This is a genomic window from Bacillus sp. FSL R9-9492, from assembly GCF_038007365.1.
GTDB lineage: Bacteria > Bacillota > Bacilli > Bacillales > Bacillaceae_G > Bacillus_A > Bacillus_A mycoides.
In genome coordinates this window covers 648882-667959 of the sequence record NZ_JBBOXC010000001.1, presented here as the reverse complement: position 1 = coordinate 667959, position 19078 = coordinate 648882, and the positions used below count along the sequence as shown (strand labels likewise).

At 34.4% G+C, this 19078-nt stretch carries 18 protein-coding genes; 8 read left to right on the top strand and 10 right to left on the bottom strand.

What is annotated here, in order from left to right; genetic code table 11:
* Positions 1-17 precede the first annotated feature (17 nt).
* Both MKY70_RS03280 and MKY70_RS03275 read left to right on the top strand, forming a co-directional pair.
* The gene (locus MKY70_RS03280; protein ID WP_341023144.1) at positions 18-986 is read left to right on the top strand and encodes an ABC transporter substrate-binding protein; all 969 of its coding nucleotides are present in this window, start codon (positions 18-20) and stop codon (positions 984-986) included.
* A gap of 378 nt (positions 987-1364) precedes the next feature.
* The gene (locus tag MKY70_RS03275; protein ID WP_341074455.1) at positions 1365-2711 is read left to right on the top strand and encodes a peptide MFS transporter; all 1347 of its coding nucleotides are present in this window, start codon (positions 1365-1367) and stop codon (positions 2709-2711) included.
* A gap of 38 nt (positions 2712-2749) precedes the next feature.
* Here the strand turns inward: MKY70_RS03275 and MKY70_RS03270 are convergent, their stop codons facing one another.
* Together MKY70_RS03270 and MKY70_RS03265 are read right to left on the bottom strand one after the other, a co-directional pair.
* Positions 2750-2929 carry an acid-soluble spore protein H gene (locus tag MKY70_RS03270; RefSeq protein WP_002010492.1) on the bottom strand — a complete coding sequence of 60 codons (180 nt, stop codon included), beginning with the start codon at positions 2927-2929 and terminating at the stop codon, positions 2750-2752.
* Positions 2930-3136: 207 nt separating this feature from the next.
* On the bottom strand, positions 3137-3424 hold the full coding sequence (locus MKY70_RS03265) for an ArsR/SmtB family transcription factor (protein ID WP_001075217.1): 288 nt from the start codon (positions 3422-3424) through the stop codon (positions 3137-3139).
* 387 nt (positions 3425-3811) lie between these two features.
* Here MKY70_RS03265 and MKY70_RS03260 point away from each other — a divergent pair, with 387 nt between their 5' ends.
* Complete coding sequence (locus MKY70_RS03260; RefSeq protein ID WP_320610212.1) at positions 3812-4351, top strand: redoxin domain-containing protein; 540 nt, start codon at positions 3812-3814, stop codon at positions 4349-4351.
* Between the two features lie 203 nt (positions 4352-4554).
* Complete coding sequence (locus tag MKY70_RS03255; RefSeq protein WP_002029741.1) at positions 4555-6174, top strand: lactate permease LctP family transporter; 1620 nt, start codon at positions 4555-4557, stop codon at positions 6172-6174.
* A 182-nt stretch (positions 6175-6356) separates the two neighbouring features.
* Here MKY70_RS03255 and aspA read toward each other — a convergent pair whose 3' ends face one another.
* From aspA to gloA2, 3 genes are all read right to left on the bottom strand, one after another.
* Complete coding sequence (gene aspA / locus MKY70_RS03250; protein WP_131247551.1) at positions 6357-7793, bottom strand: aspartate ammonia-lyase; 1437 nt, start codon at positions 7791-7793, stop codon at positions 6357-6359.
* A gap of 181 nt (positions 7794-7974) precedes the next feature.
* Entirely contained in the window at positions 7975-9273 is a 1299-nt protein-coding gene (locus MKY70_RS03245) for a hemolysin family protein (RefSeq protein WP_002140341.1), read from the bottom strand.
* Between the two features lie 107 nt (positions 9274-9380).
* Positions 9381-9767 carry an SMU1112c/YaeR family gloxylase I-like metalloprotein gene (gloA2, locus tag MKY70_RS03240; protein WP_001017670.1) on the bottom strand — a complete coding sequence of 129 codons (387 nt, stop codon included), beginning with the start codon at positions 9765-9767 and terminating at the stop codon, positions 9381-9383.
* Positions 9768-9858: 91 nt separating this feature from the next.
* Here gloA2 and MKY70_RS03235 point away from each other — a divergent pair, with 91 nt between their 5' ends.
* From MKY70_RS03235 to MKY70_RS03225, 3 genes are all read left to right on the top strand, one after another.
* Complete coding sequence (locus tag MKY70_RS03235) at positions 9859-11037, top strand: NupC/NupG family nucleoside CNT transporter (RefSeq protein WP_000668860.1); 1179 nt, start codon at positions 9859-9861, stop codon at positions 11035-11037.
* 186 nt (positions 11038-11223) lie between these two features.
* Positions 11224-12240 (top strand): LCP family glycopolymer transferase, encoded by a 1017-nt coding sequence (locus MKY70_RS03230; RefSeq protein WP_002029713.1) that lies wholly within the window; start codon positions 11224-11226, stop codon positions 12238-12240.
* A gap of 234 nt (positions 12241-12474) precedes the next feature.
* The gene (locus tag MKY70_RS03225; protein ID WP_341074454.1) at positions 12475-13737 is read left to right on the top strand and encodes a VanW family protein; all 1263 of its coding nucleotides are present in this window, start codon (positions 12475-12477) and stop codon (positions 13735-13737) included.
* Positions 13738-13791: 54 nt separating this feature from the next.
* Here MKY70_RS03225 and MKY70_RS03220 read toward each other — a convergent pair whose 3' ends face one another.
* Both MKY70_RS03220 and MKY70_RS03215 read right to left on the bottom strand, forming a co-directional pair.
* Positions 13792-14064: a hypothetical protein gene (locus MKY70_RS03220; protein WP_002091014.1), complete on the bottom strand. Its 273-nt coding sequence runs from the start codon at positions 14062-14064 to the stop codon at positions 13792-13794.
* Between the two features lie 14 nt (positions 14065-14078).
* A complete protein-coding gene (locus MKY70_RS03215) occupies positions 14079-14597 on the bottom strand; it encodes an RNase A-like domain-containing lipoprotein (protein WP_341023130.1) in 519 nt (172 codons plus the stop codon).
* A gap of 399 nt (positions 14598-14996) precedes the next feature.
* On the opposite strand from MKY70_RS03215, the gene MKY70_RS03210 reads away from it, so the two are divergent.
* On the top strand, positions 14997-15545 hold the full coding sequence (locus MKY70_RS03210) for a TVP38/TMEM64 family protein (RefSeq protein WP_044444465.1): 549 nt from the start codon (positions 14997-14999) through the stop codon (positions 15543-15545).
* 63 nt (positions 15546-15608) lie between these two features.
* On the opposite strand, the gene MKY70_RS03205 is transcribed toward MKY70_RS03210, so the two are convergent.
* From MKY70_RS03205 to MKY70_RS03195, 3 genes are all read right to left on the bottom strand, one after another.
* Positions 15609-17309, bottom strand: coding sequence for a M4 family metallopeptidase (locus MKY70_RS03205; protein WP_341023126.1), 1701 nt, complete (start codon positions 17307-17309; stop codon positions 15609-15611).
* A 169-nt stretch (positions 17310-17478) separates the two neighbouring features.
* Positions 17479-17610: a quorum-signaling peptide NprX gene (nprX, locus tag MKY70_RS03200; protein WP_002174820.1), complete on the bottom strand. Its 132-nt coding sequence runs from the start codon at positions 17608-17610 to the stop codon at positions 17479-17481.
* A 2-nt stretch (positions 17611-17612) separates the two neighbouring features.
* Positions 17613-18884, bottom strand: a complete 1272-nt coding sequence (locus tag MKY70_RS03195; RefSeq protein ID WP_088031317.1) for a tetratricopeptide repeat protein — start codon at positions 18882-18884, stop codon at positions 17613-17615.
* Positions 18885-19078 lie beyond the last annotated feature (194 nt).

Below are 19078 nucleotides of genomic sequence, written 5' to 3'. Positions count from 1 at the left end.
CATGTAGGGGGTACATAATGAATTTCATGCAAAAGAAATCGTTTACAGTATTTGTATTTCTACTAGCTTTTTCACTTCTTTTAAGTGCTTGTGGAAAATCAAATAACAAAGAAGAATCAACAAAAGAAGATAATAAAAAAGAAATGATTACCGTTGAACACGCAATGGGTAAAACAGAAGTTCCTGCTAATCCAAAACGTGTAGTTATTTTAACGAATGAAGGAACTGAAGCTTTACTTGAATTAGGTGTGAAACCCGTTGGTGCTGTAAAGTCTTGGACTGGTGATCCGTGGTATCCACATATTAAGGATAAAATGAAAGATGTAAAAGTTGTTGGCGACGAAGGACAAGTTAACGTTGAAACGATTGCTTCTTTAAAACCAGACTTAATTATCGGTAACAAAATGCGTCACGAAAAAGTGTACGAGCAACTAAAAGCAATCGCACCTACTGTGTTCTCTGAAACATTACGCGGTGAATGGAAAGATAACTTCACATTTTATGCAAAGGCTTTAAATAAAGAAAAAGAAGGTCAAAAAGTTTTAGCTGATTACGAAAAACGTATGAAAGATTTGAAAAGCCAACTTGGCGATAAAGTAAATCAAGAAATTTCTATGGTACGTTTTATGCCTGGTGATGTTCGTATTTATCATGGCGATACATTCTCTGGTGTTATTTTAAAAGAACTTGGATTTAAACGTCCTGGAGATCAAAACAAAGATGATTTCGCAGAACGTAACGTATCTAAAGAGCGTATTTCGGCAATGGATGGCGATGTATTATTCTACTTCACATTCGATAAAGGCAATGAGAAAAAAGGTTCTGAACTAGAAAAAGAATATATAAACGACCCTCTCTTTAAAAACTTAAATGCAGTAAAGAACGGAAAAGCATACAAAGTTGACGACGTTATTTGGAATACAGCTGGCGGTGTAATGGCTGCTAACTTACTACTAGACGACATTGAAAAACGCTTTGTTAAATAATTTCATTCTAACCAGCTCCCTCTTTTATGGAGCTGGTTTTTTCATTTCACTGAAGTGTCACATTATTTCATTTTGTATTTTTATTCCCGATATGTTATATTATAAAAGTAAATATAGTTTATTTTCTCTATATCAGAATAAATATTCTAGTCTAAATTTTCTGATTTATCACTATTTTACTTTCTTTTAGAATTCAATTACTACATTTGAAAACGCTTATTATCTTGTTTTCAGGGAAAAATACAATAACGGTTGAAGAAAAATAGATTTTTTAGAAATTTTCTTGCTATTTCCATATAATTCTATTGACTTCTAAATATTTTGTGAATTAAAATAATTACATAAATATCCGTTATACAGGATTAGGGGGAAACAAACATGGATGCAGCTTTAAAATTAGACAAAGCTGGAGAGCAACAATCACCAAAAAAACATCCACCAGGATTATATTTGTTGTTCTTTACAGAGGCATGGGAAAGATTTAGTTATTACGGAATGCGTGGCTTATTAGTTCTTTATTTAACAACGAGCTTAGTAAGTGGCGGTTTAGGCTTTGATAAAGCAGTTGCTGTACAGATTTACGGTATTTTCACAATGTTAGTATACTTCACACCTATTATTGGTGGTTGGCTAACTGACCATTTCATTACGAAACGACACGCCATTACCATCGGCGGTATCATTATGGCACTTGGTAACTTCGTACTATTTTCAATGAACACGAAAACTGGACTATTTTTAGGATTAGGATTATTAGTTATCGGTAACGGATTCTTCAAACCAAATATTTCGACTTTATTAGGTCAATTATATAGCGAAAACGATTCTCGTCGTGATAGTGCCTTCACTATCTTCTATATGGGAATTAACTTAGGAGCTCTTATCGCTCCATTCATTTGCGGTTATTTCACAGATTATAGATACGGTTTCTTAACAGCTTGTATCGGTATGATCATTGGACAGATTGCATTTAACTTATTAGCACCTCGTTACTTAGGATCAGCTGGAACAACTGTTGTCGGTAAAAAATCTAAAGAACAAAATGCAAAACCTATTGAGAAAAAACCTTTAACAACACAAGAGAAAAAGCGTACAACTGCAATTTTAATTTTAACTTGTTTCGTTGTATTCTTCTGGGCAGGATTTGAACAAGCTGGTAGTTCTTTAACACTTTACACAGATAAGTTCGTGGATCGTACAATTGGTGGATTTACAATTCCAACACCTTGGTTCCAATCTGTAAACCCACTATTCATTATCTTACTAGCATTACCAGTTTCTGCATTATGGATTAAACTTTCAAAAACAAAAAATGGTGATTTAAAAATCCCTACAAAAATGGCTTTTGGTATGATTTTACTAGGAATCGGGTACTTAGTTTTAACTTTAGCTGTTCTAAAAACTGGTAGCGATGAAGGTAACATTACAATGAAAGCAAACTTACTATTCATTGTATTCACTTACATGTTCCACACAATCGGTGAATTATTCTTATCACCAATCGGATTATCTATGGTAAGTGCAATCGCACCTCTTAAATTAGCATCTTTATTAATGGGTGTATGGTTAGCTGGTACTGGCTTTGCAAACTTATTAGCAGGACAATTAGCTGCTTTCACTCAATCTTTAGGATATTTAGAAGTATTCGCAAGCATCGGTGTTATCGTAATCGTGCTAGGATTAGTACTTCTTATGTTCTCTAAGAAAATTGCACATATGATGTAATAGAAAAGACGCTTCTACAATTAGAAGCGTCTTTTCTATTACATCTCTTCTAAAGCCGTCACATCCACGTGAACGCTCTCTCCTGGGTTGGATACGTCATACACTTGAGCACTACCCTTCTGCTCATCACAGCTCTCAATCCATACGGGGACTCCCTCGTATGTAACATCAATTCTACTTGAAGAAGATAATATCTGTTTCACACGTTTTACATCCATTATATTATTCCTCCTTTGGCTTACAACACTCCTTTCTATCTTTTCATATCCCTTCAGAATATATTCCGTCAATTTAGCACTTCAACCGATAGTTTGTTTCTTTCTAACACGCTAATATATACGCTCTCAAATCTTCCTATTATTAGATCCTTTCCAAATAAAAAAAGACGTATATTTCACACGTCTTCTTTCCATAATATTCAAAAATTAAGAAAATAATGTTTTTACTACTTCACTTACTTTATCGTTATGAATTTGATAGTACACTTCTAACCCGCGTCTCTCAAAGCGTACTACTTTATTTTGTTTTAATTTCGTTAAATGCTGCGAAACAGTTGATTGCGGAATTTCTAATACCTCTTGTAATTGTGTTACATTACATGTTCCACGCTGCATCAGTTCCATTACTAAACGTAGACGAAGTGGATGAGCTAATGCTCTTAACATCTGTACGTCTTCTTCTGAAATACGACAGTCAAATTGGTTTTGGTTCATAAAATTCCCCTCATTTTCATTTTTTATTTTCTCTTTATTTATTTATATATCTGTTCTTATATTTCCTGTTACGACATAACTTTATCAACCTATAATGCTGAGAAAATTTTCCGACTTTTATCAGCACACAGTTCAAGAAAAAATCCCACCTGATTTTGAATATTATACTATATGATACAATAAAAAAGCAAAACAAAGGGCTAGCAATACTTTGCTTACAAACGTTGTTTTATCAGGCTTTTTGTTATATTTTCACCTTACTGAAATGTACAGTAATGATATTGTAAAATATCGTCCATAATTGATAACCTATCGTAAAGTAATTTGACCATATTTAACCACTTTGTTACGATAAAAAGGAAATTTAAGTAAGGAGGATGATGTAATATTAAAAAATGGTTTATTATTGCGTTAATTAGCATTGCGGTTGGCTGGACTATTATCGATCACTTCCTATTAGACAACAAAGAAGATATAGCTTCAAAATCAAACACCCCCATTGGAACTGAAGTTGGCAATGTTGCCCGCAATTTCCTTCTGGAAACAACCACTGGTCAAGAAGTTCGTCTTACAGACTATAAAGGAAAAAAAGTAATATTGAATTTTTGGGCAAGCTGGTGTGGTCCATGCAAAATAGAAATGCCTGATATGGAAAAGTTTTATCACGATACTAAAGATATGGGGATTGAAATTGTCGCTATAAATGCGACAGCTACTGAAAAAGACCCGAACAATGTAAAACAATTTCTTGAAGAAAACAAATATACCTTCCCCGTCCTATTAGATCAGAAAGGCCAGGCAAGTGCCGCATATCAAATTATCAGTATTCCAACATCTTTTGTCATCGATACAAACGGTGTCATTCAATATAAGCATGTAGGACCAATGACATATGAAAAAATGAAAGAATATGTAAATAATTTATAGAAGCGTAATCAAATCAATTTGATTACGCTTTTTGTCTACTTTATGAACAAAATGCTACTTTTAATACTATTATGGAATAATTATACTTTTTCACGTTGACAATAGTGTTGAAGGAGAATATACTAAGCATGTAAGTTGATTGTGAATAGTTTCACAAATAATGTGAATTTCTTCACATATAATAGATAGGAGTTGTCATTATTATGAGTACTTGGACACAAATTTATGACCCATTAAACAATATTTGGTTATCTGCACTAATCGCAGCACTCCCAATTTTTTGCTTCATTATTTGTTTAGTGGGATTCAAAATGAAGGGTTACATGGCTGGGCTTTATAGTGTGATCGTCGCTATTATTCTTGCTATATTTGTTTATAAAATGCCCGCAACTGTAGCTGTAGCATCTGCCGGATTCGGTGTTTTATCTGGATTTTATCCAATTTGTACTATCGTTATCGCAGCTATCTTCCTTTACAAATTAACTGTTAAAACAGAACAATTCAATGTCATTCGTGATAGCATTTCAAGTATTACAAATGATCAGCGTTTACAAGTATTATTAATCGCTTATTCTTTCGGTGCTTTCTTAGAAGGCGCAGCTGGTTTCGGTGTTCCAGTTGCTATTACAGCTGCATTACTTGTAGGTATGGGCTTTAATCCATTAAAAGCAGCAGGTATTTGCTTAGTAGCTAATATCGCTGGTGGTGCTATGGGTGCTATGGGTATTCCAGTTACAGTACCTGCACAATTAACTGGGCTAGATGCATTAACTGTCGGTCGTCAAGCTGTTTACATTTTGCCATTCATTAGCATTGTTTTACCGTTCTTACTTGTTTCAATGGTAGATGGATTTAAAGGCATTAAAGAAACTTGGCAAGGTATTCTTGTAAGTGGTGTTTCTTTCGCAATTACTCAGTTCCTTGTGACTTACTTCTTAGGCGCTGAACTTACTAATATTTTCGCAGCAGTCGTAAGTATGGTCGCTCTTACATTATTCTTACGTGTTTGGCAACCAAAATCTTCTGCTAAAGAAGAAAAACAAGAAGAAAAAGAATCTCATACATTCAATCAAATTTTATATGCTTGGTCCCCATTCGTATTCTTAACTGCATTTGTAACAATCTTTAATTTAAAACCAATTAAAGCTTTATTTGCTCCGGATGGTCCATTGGCAAACTTAGTATTTAACATTCAATTCCCTGGTCTTCATAATGCGGTTATGAAAACTGCACCAATTACAAAGGCTGATACACCTTTCGCAGCGATTTTCAAACTAGATGTATTCTCTTCTACAACTACTGCGATTGTATTAGCAATCATCGTTTCACTTATCGTCTACCGTGTAAACGGCAAAATGATTAAAGAATTAATGATCGAAACAATAAAAGAACTAAAAGTTCCAGTATATACAATTTGTAGCGTTATCGCTTTAGCTTACGTAGAAAACTACTCTGGTATGTCATCTACACTTGGACTTGCATTCTCTTCTACAGGAAATGCATTCCCAGTTCTTTCTCCAATCTTAGGATGGATTGGCGTATTCATTACAGGTTCAGTCGTATCAAGTGGTTCATTATTCGCACCACTTCAAGCAGTAACTGCCGATCAGTTAAACATCGTACCATCTACTCTCGTTTCATTAAACGTAGTTGGTGGTACAATCGCAAAAATGGTTTCACCACAATCTGTAGCAGTTGCTTGTGCAGCAGTTGGACTAGTTGGTCAAGAATCTGCTCTATTTAAAATAGTAATGAAATATAGTTTAATCTTCTTAGCTATTATTAGCTTACTTCAACTTAACTCTGTATTTAATATCTTCTAAAAAAAGCACCGATCCAAATGGATCGGTGCTTTTTACATTACATTTTTTTATCCCGCATTAACGGGCAGTAAAACTCCCACCCCAAAATTCGGCGAATGCGAGGGAGTTAGGTGGGAGATCAACTGCCCGTAAAAGCCCGATTGGTTCAACTAATAATCAGTGGGGGATTCCCCCCCCACTGATTAAAGTTTCACTTTATCCTTTAATAAAGAAGCACCAGCAATTTCAGGATGCGTCATTTCGTATGGATCCAAAATAATATCAAGCTCTTCTGCTGTAAGTACACCATGTTCTAAACATAGCTCCCTAACAGATTTTCCTGTCGTAATTGCTTCACGTGCAATGCGAGAAGCTGCTTCATAACCAATATGAGGATTCACTGCCGTAATAACTCCAACACTTTTTTCAACATATTGCTTAAGCAACTCTTCATTCGCTGTAATTCCCTTTATACAGTATTCACGGAATACACGGAAACCGTTATTCATAATACTGATGGATTGAATTAAATTAAATACTAATACCGGTTCCATTACATTTAACTCTAATTGTCCAGCTTCTGACGCTAAGCAAATTGTATGGTCATTTCCAATTACTTGGAAAGCAACTTGGTTAATCACTTCTGCCATAACTGGATTTACTTTCCCCGGCATAATAGATGAACCTGGTTGACGAGCTGGTAATTGAATTTCCGCCAACCCAACACGTGGACCAGACGCCATAATACGAAGGTCATTTGCAATTTTAGACATATTCATCATACATACTTTTAGTGCTGCAGATACTTCTGTATATGCATCTGTGTTTTGCGTCGCATCAACTAAGTGCTCTGCACCAACAAGAGGGAAACCACTAAAAGTTCGTAAATGCTTCACAACTTGTTCTATATAAGTAGGGTTTGCATTTAATCCCGTACCGACAGCTGTCGCACCCATATTAACTTCGTATAAATGTTGACGAGACTGTTTAATTCTTTTTATATCACGCTCTAGCACTCTGCTATATGCTTCAAATTCTTGCCCAAGGCGAATTGGAACTGCATCTTGCAAATGCGTACGCCCCATTTTAATAACGTGATCAAACTCTTTTGCTTTATCATGAAAAGCAGAGTGAAGTTCTTCCATTGTAACAAGAAGTTCTTCCAGCATCATAAGAGTTGCTATATGAATCCCAGTTGGAAACGCATCATTTGTTGATTGGGCCATGTTCACATGAGTGTTTGGGCTAATTTTCGCATATTCACCTTTTTCGTATCCCATACGTTCTAGCGCTCTATTTGCAATTACTTCATTAGTATTCATATTAATTGAAGTACCTGCTCCGCCTTGAATCGGGTCTACGATAAATTGATCATGGAACTTTCCATCAACAATCTCTTGTGCCGCTTCTGCAATTTCTTGTCCGATATCTTTAGCTAAGTAACCTGTATCTATATTCGCAAGCGCTGCCGCTTTTTTTACAATTGCCATTGCCGTAATGAGTGACGGATGAATGCGGTATCCTGTAATAGGAAAGTTTTCTACGGCACGTAATGTTTGTACACCATAATAAGCTACACTCGGTACTTCCTTTTCACCTAAAAAATCTTTTTCTATACGTATATCCTTCGTTGCTATCATTTTTCATCACCTATACTTTTCATTCTAAATCCTTATCTAAAGAATTCGCCCTATAAAATACGAGTATCATTAAATGAATTCTTCAGTATCCACTTTCACTATATAGCACCTTTTTTGAAAGCGCAAACATTTATTTTTCTATATATACTTTTTATTAAAGTTTATATAATAGAAAATCCATTCATTCTTCTACTTTCTTTATTTCAACTCGCTTAATTTGATGCATATCCTTTTCAAGAACTTTAAAAGAAAAGCCGTGTTTTTCAATAATATCTCCTTCAGCAACGATTTGCTTTTGTACCATAATCCAGCCACCAATTGTATCTACATCATCAGCGATTAAGTGTATGCCAAATAAATCATTTACTTCACTAATAAGCACTTTTCCCTCTACGATTTTACACCCTTCACTTATATGTTCTATAGGTGGATGCTCATCTTCATCGTATTCATCTCGGATTTCTCCAACAATTTCTTCTAAAATATCTTCTAGTGTAACGATCCCCGCTGTACCACCATATTCATCATATAATACAGCTAATGGAATTCGTTTTCTTTGCATTTGTAATAGCAAATCATGAATAGGTATATTTTCTAACACTTCAATAACTGGCCTTGTATATGGCGTAATCGAGCACCCCTCTTCTCGGTTACCATCCATATAACGAATAAATAAATCCTTTACATTAACCATCCCAATAATTTCATCTTTATCTTCACCAAATACGGGATATCTCGTGTACTTTTCTTGTGCGATTATTTTAATATGTGTTTCAAATGGTTCGTCCTCATATAAACCTACAACTTCCGTACGAGGTACCATAATTTCCTTTGCGACTCTATTATCGAATTCAAAAATATTATTTACATATTTAAATTCCCTTTGATTAATCTCTCCACTCTCATAACTCTCAGATAAGATTAATCGTAATTCTTCCTCCGAATGAGCTACTTCATGTTCAGAAGCCGGATGTAATCCGAATAACCCTGTTACAAGCCTTGCAGAACCATTTAAAGCCCAAATAAACGGATACATTACTCGGTAAAAGTAAATAATTGGCTTCGATAATAATAAGCTAACTTGCTCTGCCCTTTGTATAGCGAGCGTCTTCGGAGCAAGTTCACCAATGACAACATGTAAAAACGTAATAACTGCAAAGGCAATAATAAATGAAACTGTACTTGCAATTGCAGGAGATAGGTGTAGTTTTAAAAACAACGGCTCGAGTATATGTTTTATAGTGGGCTCTCCTAACCACCCAAGCCCTAAAGCAGTAATTGTAATACCTAACTGACATGCTGATAAATACTCATCTAAATTCGAAGTTACTTTTTTAGCTGCCAATGCTCCTCTTCGTTTTTCACTAACGAGTTGATCAATACGACTGCTACGCACCTTAATAATTGCAAACTCAACAGCCACAAAAAATGCTGTTAACGCAATAAGGATGGCTACCATCAGTAATTTTAAAATATCCACATATGTCCTTTAGCTTTCTTAGCTAAAGTTACACCTCCTTTACAAAAGAAGTTTCACTTTAGTTTCTTCATTTATTTGAAAGCAACCCTATATAAAATTCACCAATTTCAAGCCTCATACAATTCTAAAGGCAAGCCATCAGGATCTTGGAAAAAGACAAATTTTTTATCCGTAATTTCATCCATACGTATCGCTTCAGTCTCCACACCGCATTGTTTTAAATGGTTTACAGCTTCTTCTATATTTGTAACAGCAAATGCTAAATGTCTAAGTCCAGCTGCTTCTGGAAAACTTGGGCGCTCAGGTGGACTAGGAAATGAAAATAATTCAATTTGATACTCTTCCCCTACACATAAATCTAACTTATAAGAATCTCGTTCTTTTCTATATACTTCATTTATCGCTTTAAAACCTAATATCCGAGTATAAAAATCCTTTGACAGTTCATAATTCGAACAAATAATTGCAACATGGTGCACTCTACATATATTCATGCTCTCTCTATTCCTTTCTTTACCAAAGATGCATATTCTCCCTTGAAATGAAAAACATATATAGCAGAATATCTCTTTTAGGGGGCTTACTATGAAATTTATTACTTTTTTCGTGGGACTTATCGTTGTTTTCTTCCTTGCTTATATTGCTAGCAACAATAAGAAACATATTAAATTTAAACCAATTTTTATCATGCTTATTATACAATTAATTTTAACCTATTTATTATTAAATACAGAAATTGGTCTCATACTTATTACGGTAATTTCTAGCCTGTTTACGAGGCTACTTGAGTATGCTGCCAGTGGTATAAACTTTGTATTTGGCGGTCTTGCAAATAAAGGGGAAATGCCATTTTTCCTTAACGTATTATTACCGATTGTCTTTATCTCCGTCTTAATTGGTATATTACAACATTTCAAAATACTACCATTCTTTATTCGTTGGATTGGTTTCTTTCTTAGTAAAATAAACGGTCTTGGGAAATTAGAATCTTACAACGCCATCGCTTCCGCTATTGTCGGCCAATCAGAAGTTTTTATTACGGTTAAAAAACAATTAGCCCAAATTCCAAAACATCGACTATATACACTTTGCGCCTCTGCTATGTCAACAGTATCTATGTCCATTGTCGGTGCCTATATGACAATGATTGAACCAAAATATGTAGTAACCGCACTCGTTCTCAATTTATTTAGTGGTTTTATTATCGTACTCATTATTAACCCTTACGACGTTAACGATGATGAAGACATTTTGGTAATAAAAGGGGAAAAACAAAGTTTCTTTGAAATGCTTGGAGAATACATTCTTGATGGTTTTCGTGTAGCAATTGTCGTCGGTGCTATGCTCATTGGATTCGTCGCATTAATGAGTTGCATTAATGACCTATTCCTCATTATATTCGGCATTACTTTCCAACAATTAATAGGCTATGTATTCGCCCCTATTGCATTTCTTATCGGCGTACCAAGTTCTGAAATTGTCACAGCGGGTAGCATTATGGCAACAAAGCTTGTAACAAATGAATTTGTAGCAATGATGGATCTTAGTAAAATTTCCAGCACTCTCTCTATCCGTACAGTTGGTATTATTTCTGTCTTCCTCGTTTCTTTTGCCAACTTTTCTTCCATTGGAATTATTTCCGGTGCGGTAAAAGGGTTAAACGAAGAACAAGGAAATGTTGTTGCCCGCTTCGGCCTAAAATTACTATACGGCGCTACTCTTGTTAGTATTTTATCTGCGATTATTGTAAGTATTATGCTTTAATTAGGTAAAATTTTATCATTTTCTTATCCCTGTCTTTTGTATACAATAACGAATAGATGTCTTATAAATAATCAATACATCTATTTTTTATACATGTACAATACCTTTTATTTAGCGTAAAATATTTTTTATGTGTTTTAATACGCTTCTAGATGTATACACTTTGATTGTTTTAAAGGAGAAAAAATGATGAAATCCGACATTAACAACGAAACTCGAGCCAAAAAAGGACGCTCAAAGAAAAAGCGCCTACTTTGGTTCATTCTTATTCCCTTACTTATTGTAGCAATGGGAGCAGGAGGCTATTCCTTCCATATATACAGTAAAGCAAAATCCGTCTTAAGCAACGCTTATTCTGAACTCGGCCGAGGAGATAAATCCAGCAAACGTGAAAAAGCTGTTAAACCTATGACTGATAATATTTCTGTCCTGATCATGGGTGTTGATGAAAGTGATATCAGGGAAAAAGGTTACGGAAAAGCGACTCGTACAGATGCATTACTACTTGCAACAATTAATAAAAATGATAAATCTGTTAAACTAGTCAGCATTCCACGTGATTCACGCGTCTTCATTAAATCACGTGATAAATATGATAAAATTACACATGCACATGTATTTGGTGGTGTAGATAGCACAATTGATACAGTAGAAAAATTTTTAGATGTACCAGTTGATTACTATGTAAAATTTAATTTCAAATCCTTTATCAAGATTGTTGATTCTCTAGGTGGTATAACTGTCGACGTTCCAGTTGAGTTCACAGAACAAAATAGTAGCGACGAAGCAGATGCAATTCACCTAAAAAAAGGGCGTCAACATTTAAATGGAGAAGAAGCACTTGCACTAGCTAGAACGCGTCATATTGATAGTGATTATATGCGTGGTCAACGACAACAACTTGTTTTAGAGGCTATTGCTGAAAAAGCCCTATCTCTCAATTCCATTAATAAAATCGGAAGCCTATTAGATGCTGTCGATACAGACTTAAAAACAAATTTAACTTTTGATGATATGATGACTATTGCAAAAAATTCAATGGATTCAAATTTAAAAATGGATAAATTGCAAGTGGAAGGTACTGATAAATATATAGGTGGTATTTATTATTACGTTCCAAACGAAAAGAGTGTTAATGATATATCGACAACACTTCAAGAACATCTCGGTGTTACGAATAAAAATGAGCATAAAAAATTATAATAAAAAGGCTGCTAGATTTTTCTAAGCAGCCTTTTTATTATAATTTTCAACATATTTCTCATGCATATTGTGACAAAAAGAGACAATTATTACAGCAGTGTAACATTTTTTATGAAAACATTACACACGTAGTGAAAATAATAGTATACTAGGACGTACATAATGTTATTTTCATCATTTTTATACAAAAAATGTAATACATATATTTATACAAATTTTTCTGGGGGGAAATAAATGAAGCTAAGTAAAATACTGATTGGTTCCGCTATTGCTGGTGGCATATTACTTTGTGTTGGTGGTATTGGTGGATATCAATATGTATCCAAATTAAATAATCAACTAAATACAACTGCACTACCAAACACTACATTTGAAGGTATTTCTCTTGATGGAAAAAATAAAGCAGATATTCAAGCCCTTGTTAATCAAAAGGTGAATGAATTAAATCAAAAACCTCTTAACTACGTATTCCAAAATGATAAGCAAAATTACACGTGGAAAGATTTAGGAGTAGATTATAAAGAGAAGGATATTGTCGACAATATCTTTAAAGAACAAGAAGGGAACGTAATGAATCGTTACAACATGCGTAAGCAAGCTGAAAACGGTGAAGTAAAACGTGACTATAAATTAACACCACAATTAAATACAACAACTTATGAAACCTTTATAAAGGATAAATATAATGAAACATTAAAAAATCCTGTCAACGCCGAATTAAGTGTTGAAGGCTCTACAGTAAATATTAGCCAAAGTCAAAATGGAGAAAAAATTGATAAAGGAAAATTAGCCGATTTAACAAGCGCAGCTATTACTTCTGGCACACCCGATGTTGTATTACCAGTTACACTAATAAAACCTGAACGTTCTACAGAAGATATACAACAAATGGGGATTAAAGAAGTGATTGCTGAATATTCTACCCCAATGGCTGGCCGTAATGGAAATCAATCCTATAACGTAAATAAGTCAGCTAATACGTTAAGTGGAGTTATTGTAGCACCTGATGAAACGTTTAGTTTTAATGGCCGTGTTGGCGTAACTGATGCTGCACATGGTTATAAATCCGCAGCAGTATATTCACAAGGTAAAGTTATACAAAGTGCAGGCGGAGGCGTTTGCCAAGTAAGTAGTACTTTATACAGCGCAGCTTTAAGGGCAGATTTAGGAATTGTTTCTCGAAGCAATCATTCTATGCCCGTAAATTATTTACCACTTGGGCAGGATGCAGCAGTGGCAGATTATGGTCCGGATTTAAAATTTAAAAACAATACAGGTAAGCATATTTACATTCAAGCATTTTCAAATGGCGGTAGTATTACTACACGTATTTTCGGTACAAATACTGGTAAAAACGTTGAAGTTTCTTCTCAAGTAATTAGTAATACTGGTGATAAAATAACAGCGGTTACGTATAAAAAAGTAACACAAAACGGTGAAGTACTCTCAAACGGACAAATTTCAAAAAGCGTATATAAAAGTGCCCCAAAACAATGAGATAATATCAAACGGACAAATTTCAAAAAGCGTATACAAAAAGGCGTGATCTACTCACGCCTTTTTCTTTTGCAATAATAGTAAAAAAATTTCCAGATGATCTTTCGTTTCTTCTAAAGACCACACACGATTGCCTTGCTTCGCAGCTAATACGCACGCTTCTTCCCACGCATTCTTTTTCTTCATATTTACTAATTCATCGCGTAATTTCAAAACAATCTCTTCGTCCTCTTGCTCTATAAACTCTTCCATTACGCTTACTATTTCATCCTCATGAATACTTAACGTACAGTACGATTTAAGAAAGTATTGTAATGTTGGATACATATATACTCCCCCCTTTATTTATCTGATGGATAAGAAGTAATAATCTTAAATCCTAGATTTCCTGATTTATCTCTCGCTAAAACAGTAACAGTCTTTACTAGTTTGTCTTTTACATTCATATTTTTCTTTATTACTGTTTTTCCAACTGGGAATGAATGAGTTGTATTCAATACAAGACGAGTCTCTTTAGAGTTTTTCAACCAATCCTGAATTTCTTTATCATGTTGTTTTAAACTATCTTTCACAGCCTTTGTCGCTGTTTCCTTATCATAGTATGTACTTGCCGCTGAAACTTTATCTGTCTTCAAACGATTCTTCAAATCCTCTTCTGATTTGCCTACATGCCTTTCAATCGTATGACCATTTTTAGGTGGCCCTTCCATTTCATCTAAAATATTATCACTAATTTTTTCTACTGATGTAGAATGATCCTCTTTTGGTTTTTCTGTTTTTTGTTCTTTTCCTGCACATCCACTTAAAATCAGCATTAGTGCCAATAAACTACTCAAGAAAAGACTACTTAATCGTTTCATCGTATCACCTCTTCCATGATTATTATCGTAACTCCACTAAAAGTCAATTTCACAAAGAAAAAATGTATACAGTTTTAAAATCCTCATTCATTTTGCTATATTTTCCACCCCCCTTTCATCAAATCACTGTTTTTTGCCCTTTTTAAAATATACCCCCATGTTTTTATAATTATTTCCCGGATGAAAACACCAATCGAAACACTCCATAAACCCTTTAAACACAGGATTTATGGAGTGTTTTTTAAACAAACTAAATATACCCATGCTTTCATATACCCAATACCTATATAAGGTATAAAATCCCCTTTCTATCAACTGTTTTCTACATTATGTAAATTTGCACTTGCCTATACAATGTAAATATGGTGTAATGCAAAAAAAGATAAAGGATTTTATAAAATGGCTGAAACAATTCAAAACTTCTTAACAGACTATTATTCAATCGCAATTCCACTTAGTATATTAATCAACATCATCATCAGTCTTTTAGGTTTTATCCCTAGTATTTTTTTGACCGCTATTAATATACAACTCTTCGGTGTAACAAATGGTACAATCATTTCGATCGCAGGTGAGGCATTGGGGGCTATTATCTCGTTTTATATTTATCGTATAGGCCTTCAAAGGTTCACTCACGATAAAGTAAATAAGTATCCAAAGGTAGAACGCCTTCTTTACGTAGAAGGCAGAGAGGCATTTCTACTCGTCCTATCTTTTCGTTTTATTCCTTTCATTCCGTCCAGTATCGTTACTTTATTTGCAGCTCTAGGCAAAATGTCATTACTCTCTTTCAGTATTGCTAGCACAATAGGGAAAATACCGGCCTTATTGATCGAAGTATATTCTGCATATCATGTCATAAACGGAACAAATGAAGCGAAATGGATTATTACAATCGCAGGTTGTGTTGGATTATTTTATTTGTGGAAAAAATGGAGAAAAAAATAAAGAAGGAGCATAGGCTCCTTCTTTATTTTTGAAGTATTTTATTAATAACTATCCCTTAAAGCCTTAGTTTACACCAACAGCACTAAATGATTGCTTAACTGCTGCTACTTCTGCAGAGCTAGCACCATATAAATCAGCTGCAGCTTGTACTGCACCAGCACGAGCTTGACTAAACGTAGTAGATTGCGTGAAATACTGTGTATTTGCACGGTAGTAAATCGCACCTAATTTATCTTTACCGATACCAGCTACAGTCACACCAGAATGCGTACCACCATTTGCTAATAGATAAGCTTGTTTGTTAATAATACCACTGTTTGTATGAACGCCACCGTTATCACTTGAACCAGTGTAACGCTTAGAATAATGATCTGGATCACCATACTTCGCAGGATCACTCATAGAACGAAGTGCATCTCCTGCTTGTCCAGGTGTATAAATATCTTCACCAATCTCCCAATCTGGGTTACGGTTATCATAGAATTCTACTAAAGTACCAAAGATATCAGAAATTGCTTCATTTAACGCTCCTGATTCATTTTGATAAATTAAATCCGAGCTATTTTCCGTAACTGCATGCGTTAATTCGTGACCAATTACATCAATTCCACCAGATAATGAAGTGAATGTTACACCATCACCATCTCCGTATACCATTTGTGAGCCATTCCAGAATGCATTATTATACTTACTTCCGTAATGAACTGTTGATTTTAATGGTGCTCCTGCATCATTAATAGAGTTTCTGTTAAATGTAGCTTTATAATAATCATATGTTTTACCTGCATAGTAATGAGCATCAACTGCCGCTGCATCATATGCTGCATTGAAAACATTATCTGCATCTGCCCATAATGTTCCTGGTAACGTCGAACGATTTTTCGCATCATATGTGAAAATCGTTGCTCCACGTGTATTATCCTGTAAGTAGTAAGACGATCCAGATAACGTTGTATTAAGCGATTTTGTATCTCCTAATACACCTTTACCAGTCCCTACTTTATTTGTTCCTGTTACAGGCTTTACAACTGCTTTTGCATCCTGCTTAGGAGCCTCTTGTTTAACTGGAGACTTATCATCATTCGTCACATGATCGATTGTATTAAACTTATTTAACACTTTACCGCTTTCCGCCTCAATGAAATAATAATAGTTTCCTGGATTTGGCTCTAAGAAGTTTAAATTCACAACATATGCATATGTTGTTTCTTCACCATTTTGATATACATATAAATCCGCTTTTGGATCCACCTCATATTTAGGTGTTACTCCTAAATCTTGCTGCGCGATTTCAATCGCTTTTGCGCCTTCAATCTTATTTTTATTTTTCAACTTTTCCTTTTTGTCTAAATCAGGCGCAACTGTTCCAGACAATACTTTTAAAGAACCATCTTTACTTACGTGAGCTACTTGAGTAGAACCCCATACAGGCACTCCCTCGTAAACTTGTTGCATACGCACTACCGTTGAATCAGTTACTGCATCTTTCTTCACTTGTTTCACTTTGAAAGAATCTTGCGCACTCTTTTCCCCTAGCTTATAATCACCTTTTGCCGCGTTTAAGTAATCAAACACAACAGATTCCGCTTTCTTGCCAGTTGCTCCAGTTAGATCACCAGAAATAAATTCAGGTGACTGCACCGTCTCATTGTACTTCTTCGTAGAGAGTACATTTTTAGAATCCGCAAACGCAGAGCCTGTCCCTCCAAACGTTGTAACTGCCATTCCTGTCGCTAACACTAACGCTAAACTCTTCCTTTTCATATAACCTTCCCCCTAATAAAAAATTTTTGAAAAAGAGTAATTTTATATTAGCATTATGTTTCCACTATTAATATACTAAAAATTCAAATAATTAATTTCTCAAGTTTTGTAGAATTTTGAGGAACAAATATTGAAAAAACCCCTTTCCAGTTGGAAAGGGGTTTTTTGGTTACGAATTAATTTGTTGAACCGTTTTAGCTTGTTGACCAACGATATCGGGTTTACTACTATACTGATGTATTCCTCCAGCAACTGTAAGAGTCACTATAAACGCTAATACTCCAAATACCATCTTTTTCATTTTTACTCCTCCTTATTATCATTCATCAAATCAATAACTAACCTATAATATCGATTACTTTCCTCAAATCTCGATAAACTAGCGAAATGTTCTGCGAGTTCAACGTATACTTTCTTTAATTCTATTTTATTTCCCGCAGATTTATACAAAGGAATAGCCTCATTTTCCAAAAATACTTTATAATCTTTTGCTTCTTCAAAATGTTTATATCTAAGAATTAAAAGCAAATATAACTTTGCATTAAATCTCTCTTCTTGTTTTGCTGCAACAATTCCCTTATCAATCCATTCCTTTGCCTCTTCTAATTCTTCTAATTTAATGCACACTAATGCCAGTTCATATATTGTATCTAGATAGTTTAAATCTATTTGTTTTTGAAGTTGTAGACTATCCAAATAATATTTCTTCGCCTGCTGATATTTGCTTTTTTTATAATATATACTTCCCATATTGCTTAAAGTAATAGCTAAAAGTACATCCTTATCCGCAAAAGATGTGGCCTCCCTCAATATACTCTCGTACATTCTTAAAGCCTCTTCATACTGACCCTTTTCTGTGTAACTTACCGCAATAAGTATCTGGCAATTAATTATATTTCTAAACTTATATTCACTACGAAATCCTTCTAATGCTATATTCACAAAATGAATTGCAAGGTGATGAATATCTAAATGAGTATATGCAAGCGCTATATTATAGTACATACCCGTTTCATGATACCCTTGTTCCTTGGCCATTACTTCTGTTTTTAATAAATAGTCTAGTCCATCCTTCCATCTATACTGCAAACAGCACAATAACCCTCTACTGTACGTATATAATAACTTCTGAAATGGAGAATACTTTTTGTAGACTTTCTTTAATCTCTCTAATTCTTCTTCAAGAGCTGAAATCTCCCTTTTCATAATTAAATAACGTGTATAAAGCAGTTTATAATAATTTATAATTTCAAAATCTACAACATGTTTCATTTCACCTTGTAACTCTTCATATATGCGTTCTACTTGTTGCTTGTCCAAATGAACTAATGCATTCAACCACTCGTCCAACTTCACTTTCACATCTTCTTCTACATCTCTCAAATCCGTCACAGCAATTTCTAGCCTTGTGCAGAGCAACTGTAGAATTTCTTCTGAAGCTTCGATCTTTCCATTTTCTATCTTACTTAAGTATGAGACAGAACAAATGCCCTGACATAATTCTTCTTGTGTCATTTTTTGCTGTAGCCGTTTATAAAAAACTTGCTTGCCTATTTTTTCTAATGTTTGTTGCATTGTCCTCCTCCATTCTCATTTACCCCATTACTCTAATAATACATAAAATCTGACGAAATATAAATTGATAAATGTAAATTTTCTAAAAAATATGCATTATTTCATTTTTTTCTCTCTTGACTCCAGTCTTATACTTCTTCTTTGCTACGAAAGAAGGAAAATTGGTATACTATAACCAAATTACGGAGGTGTTT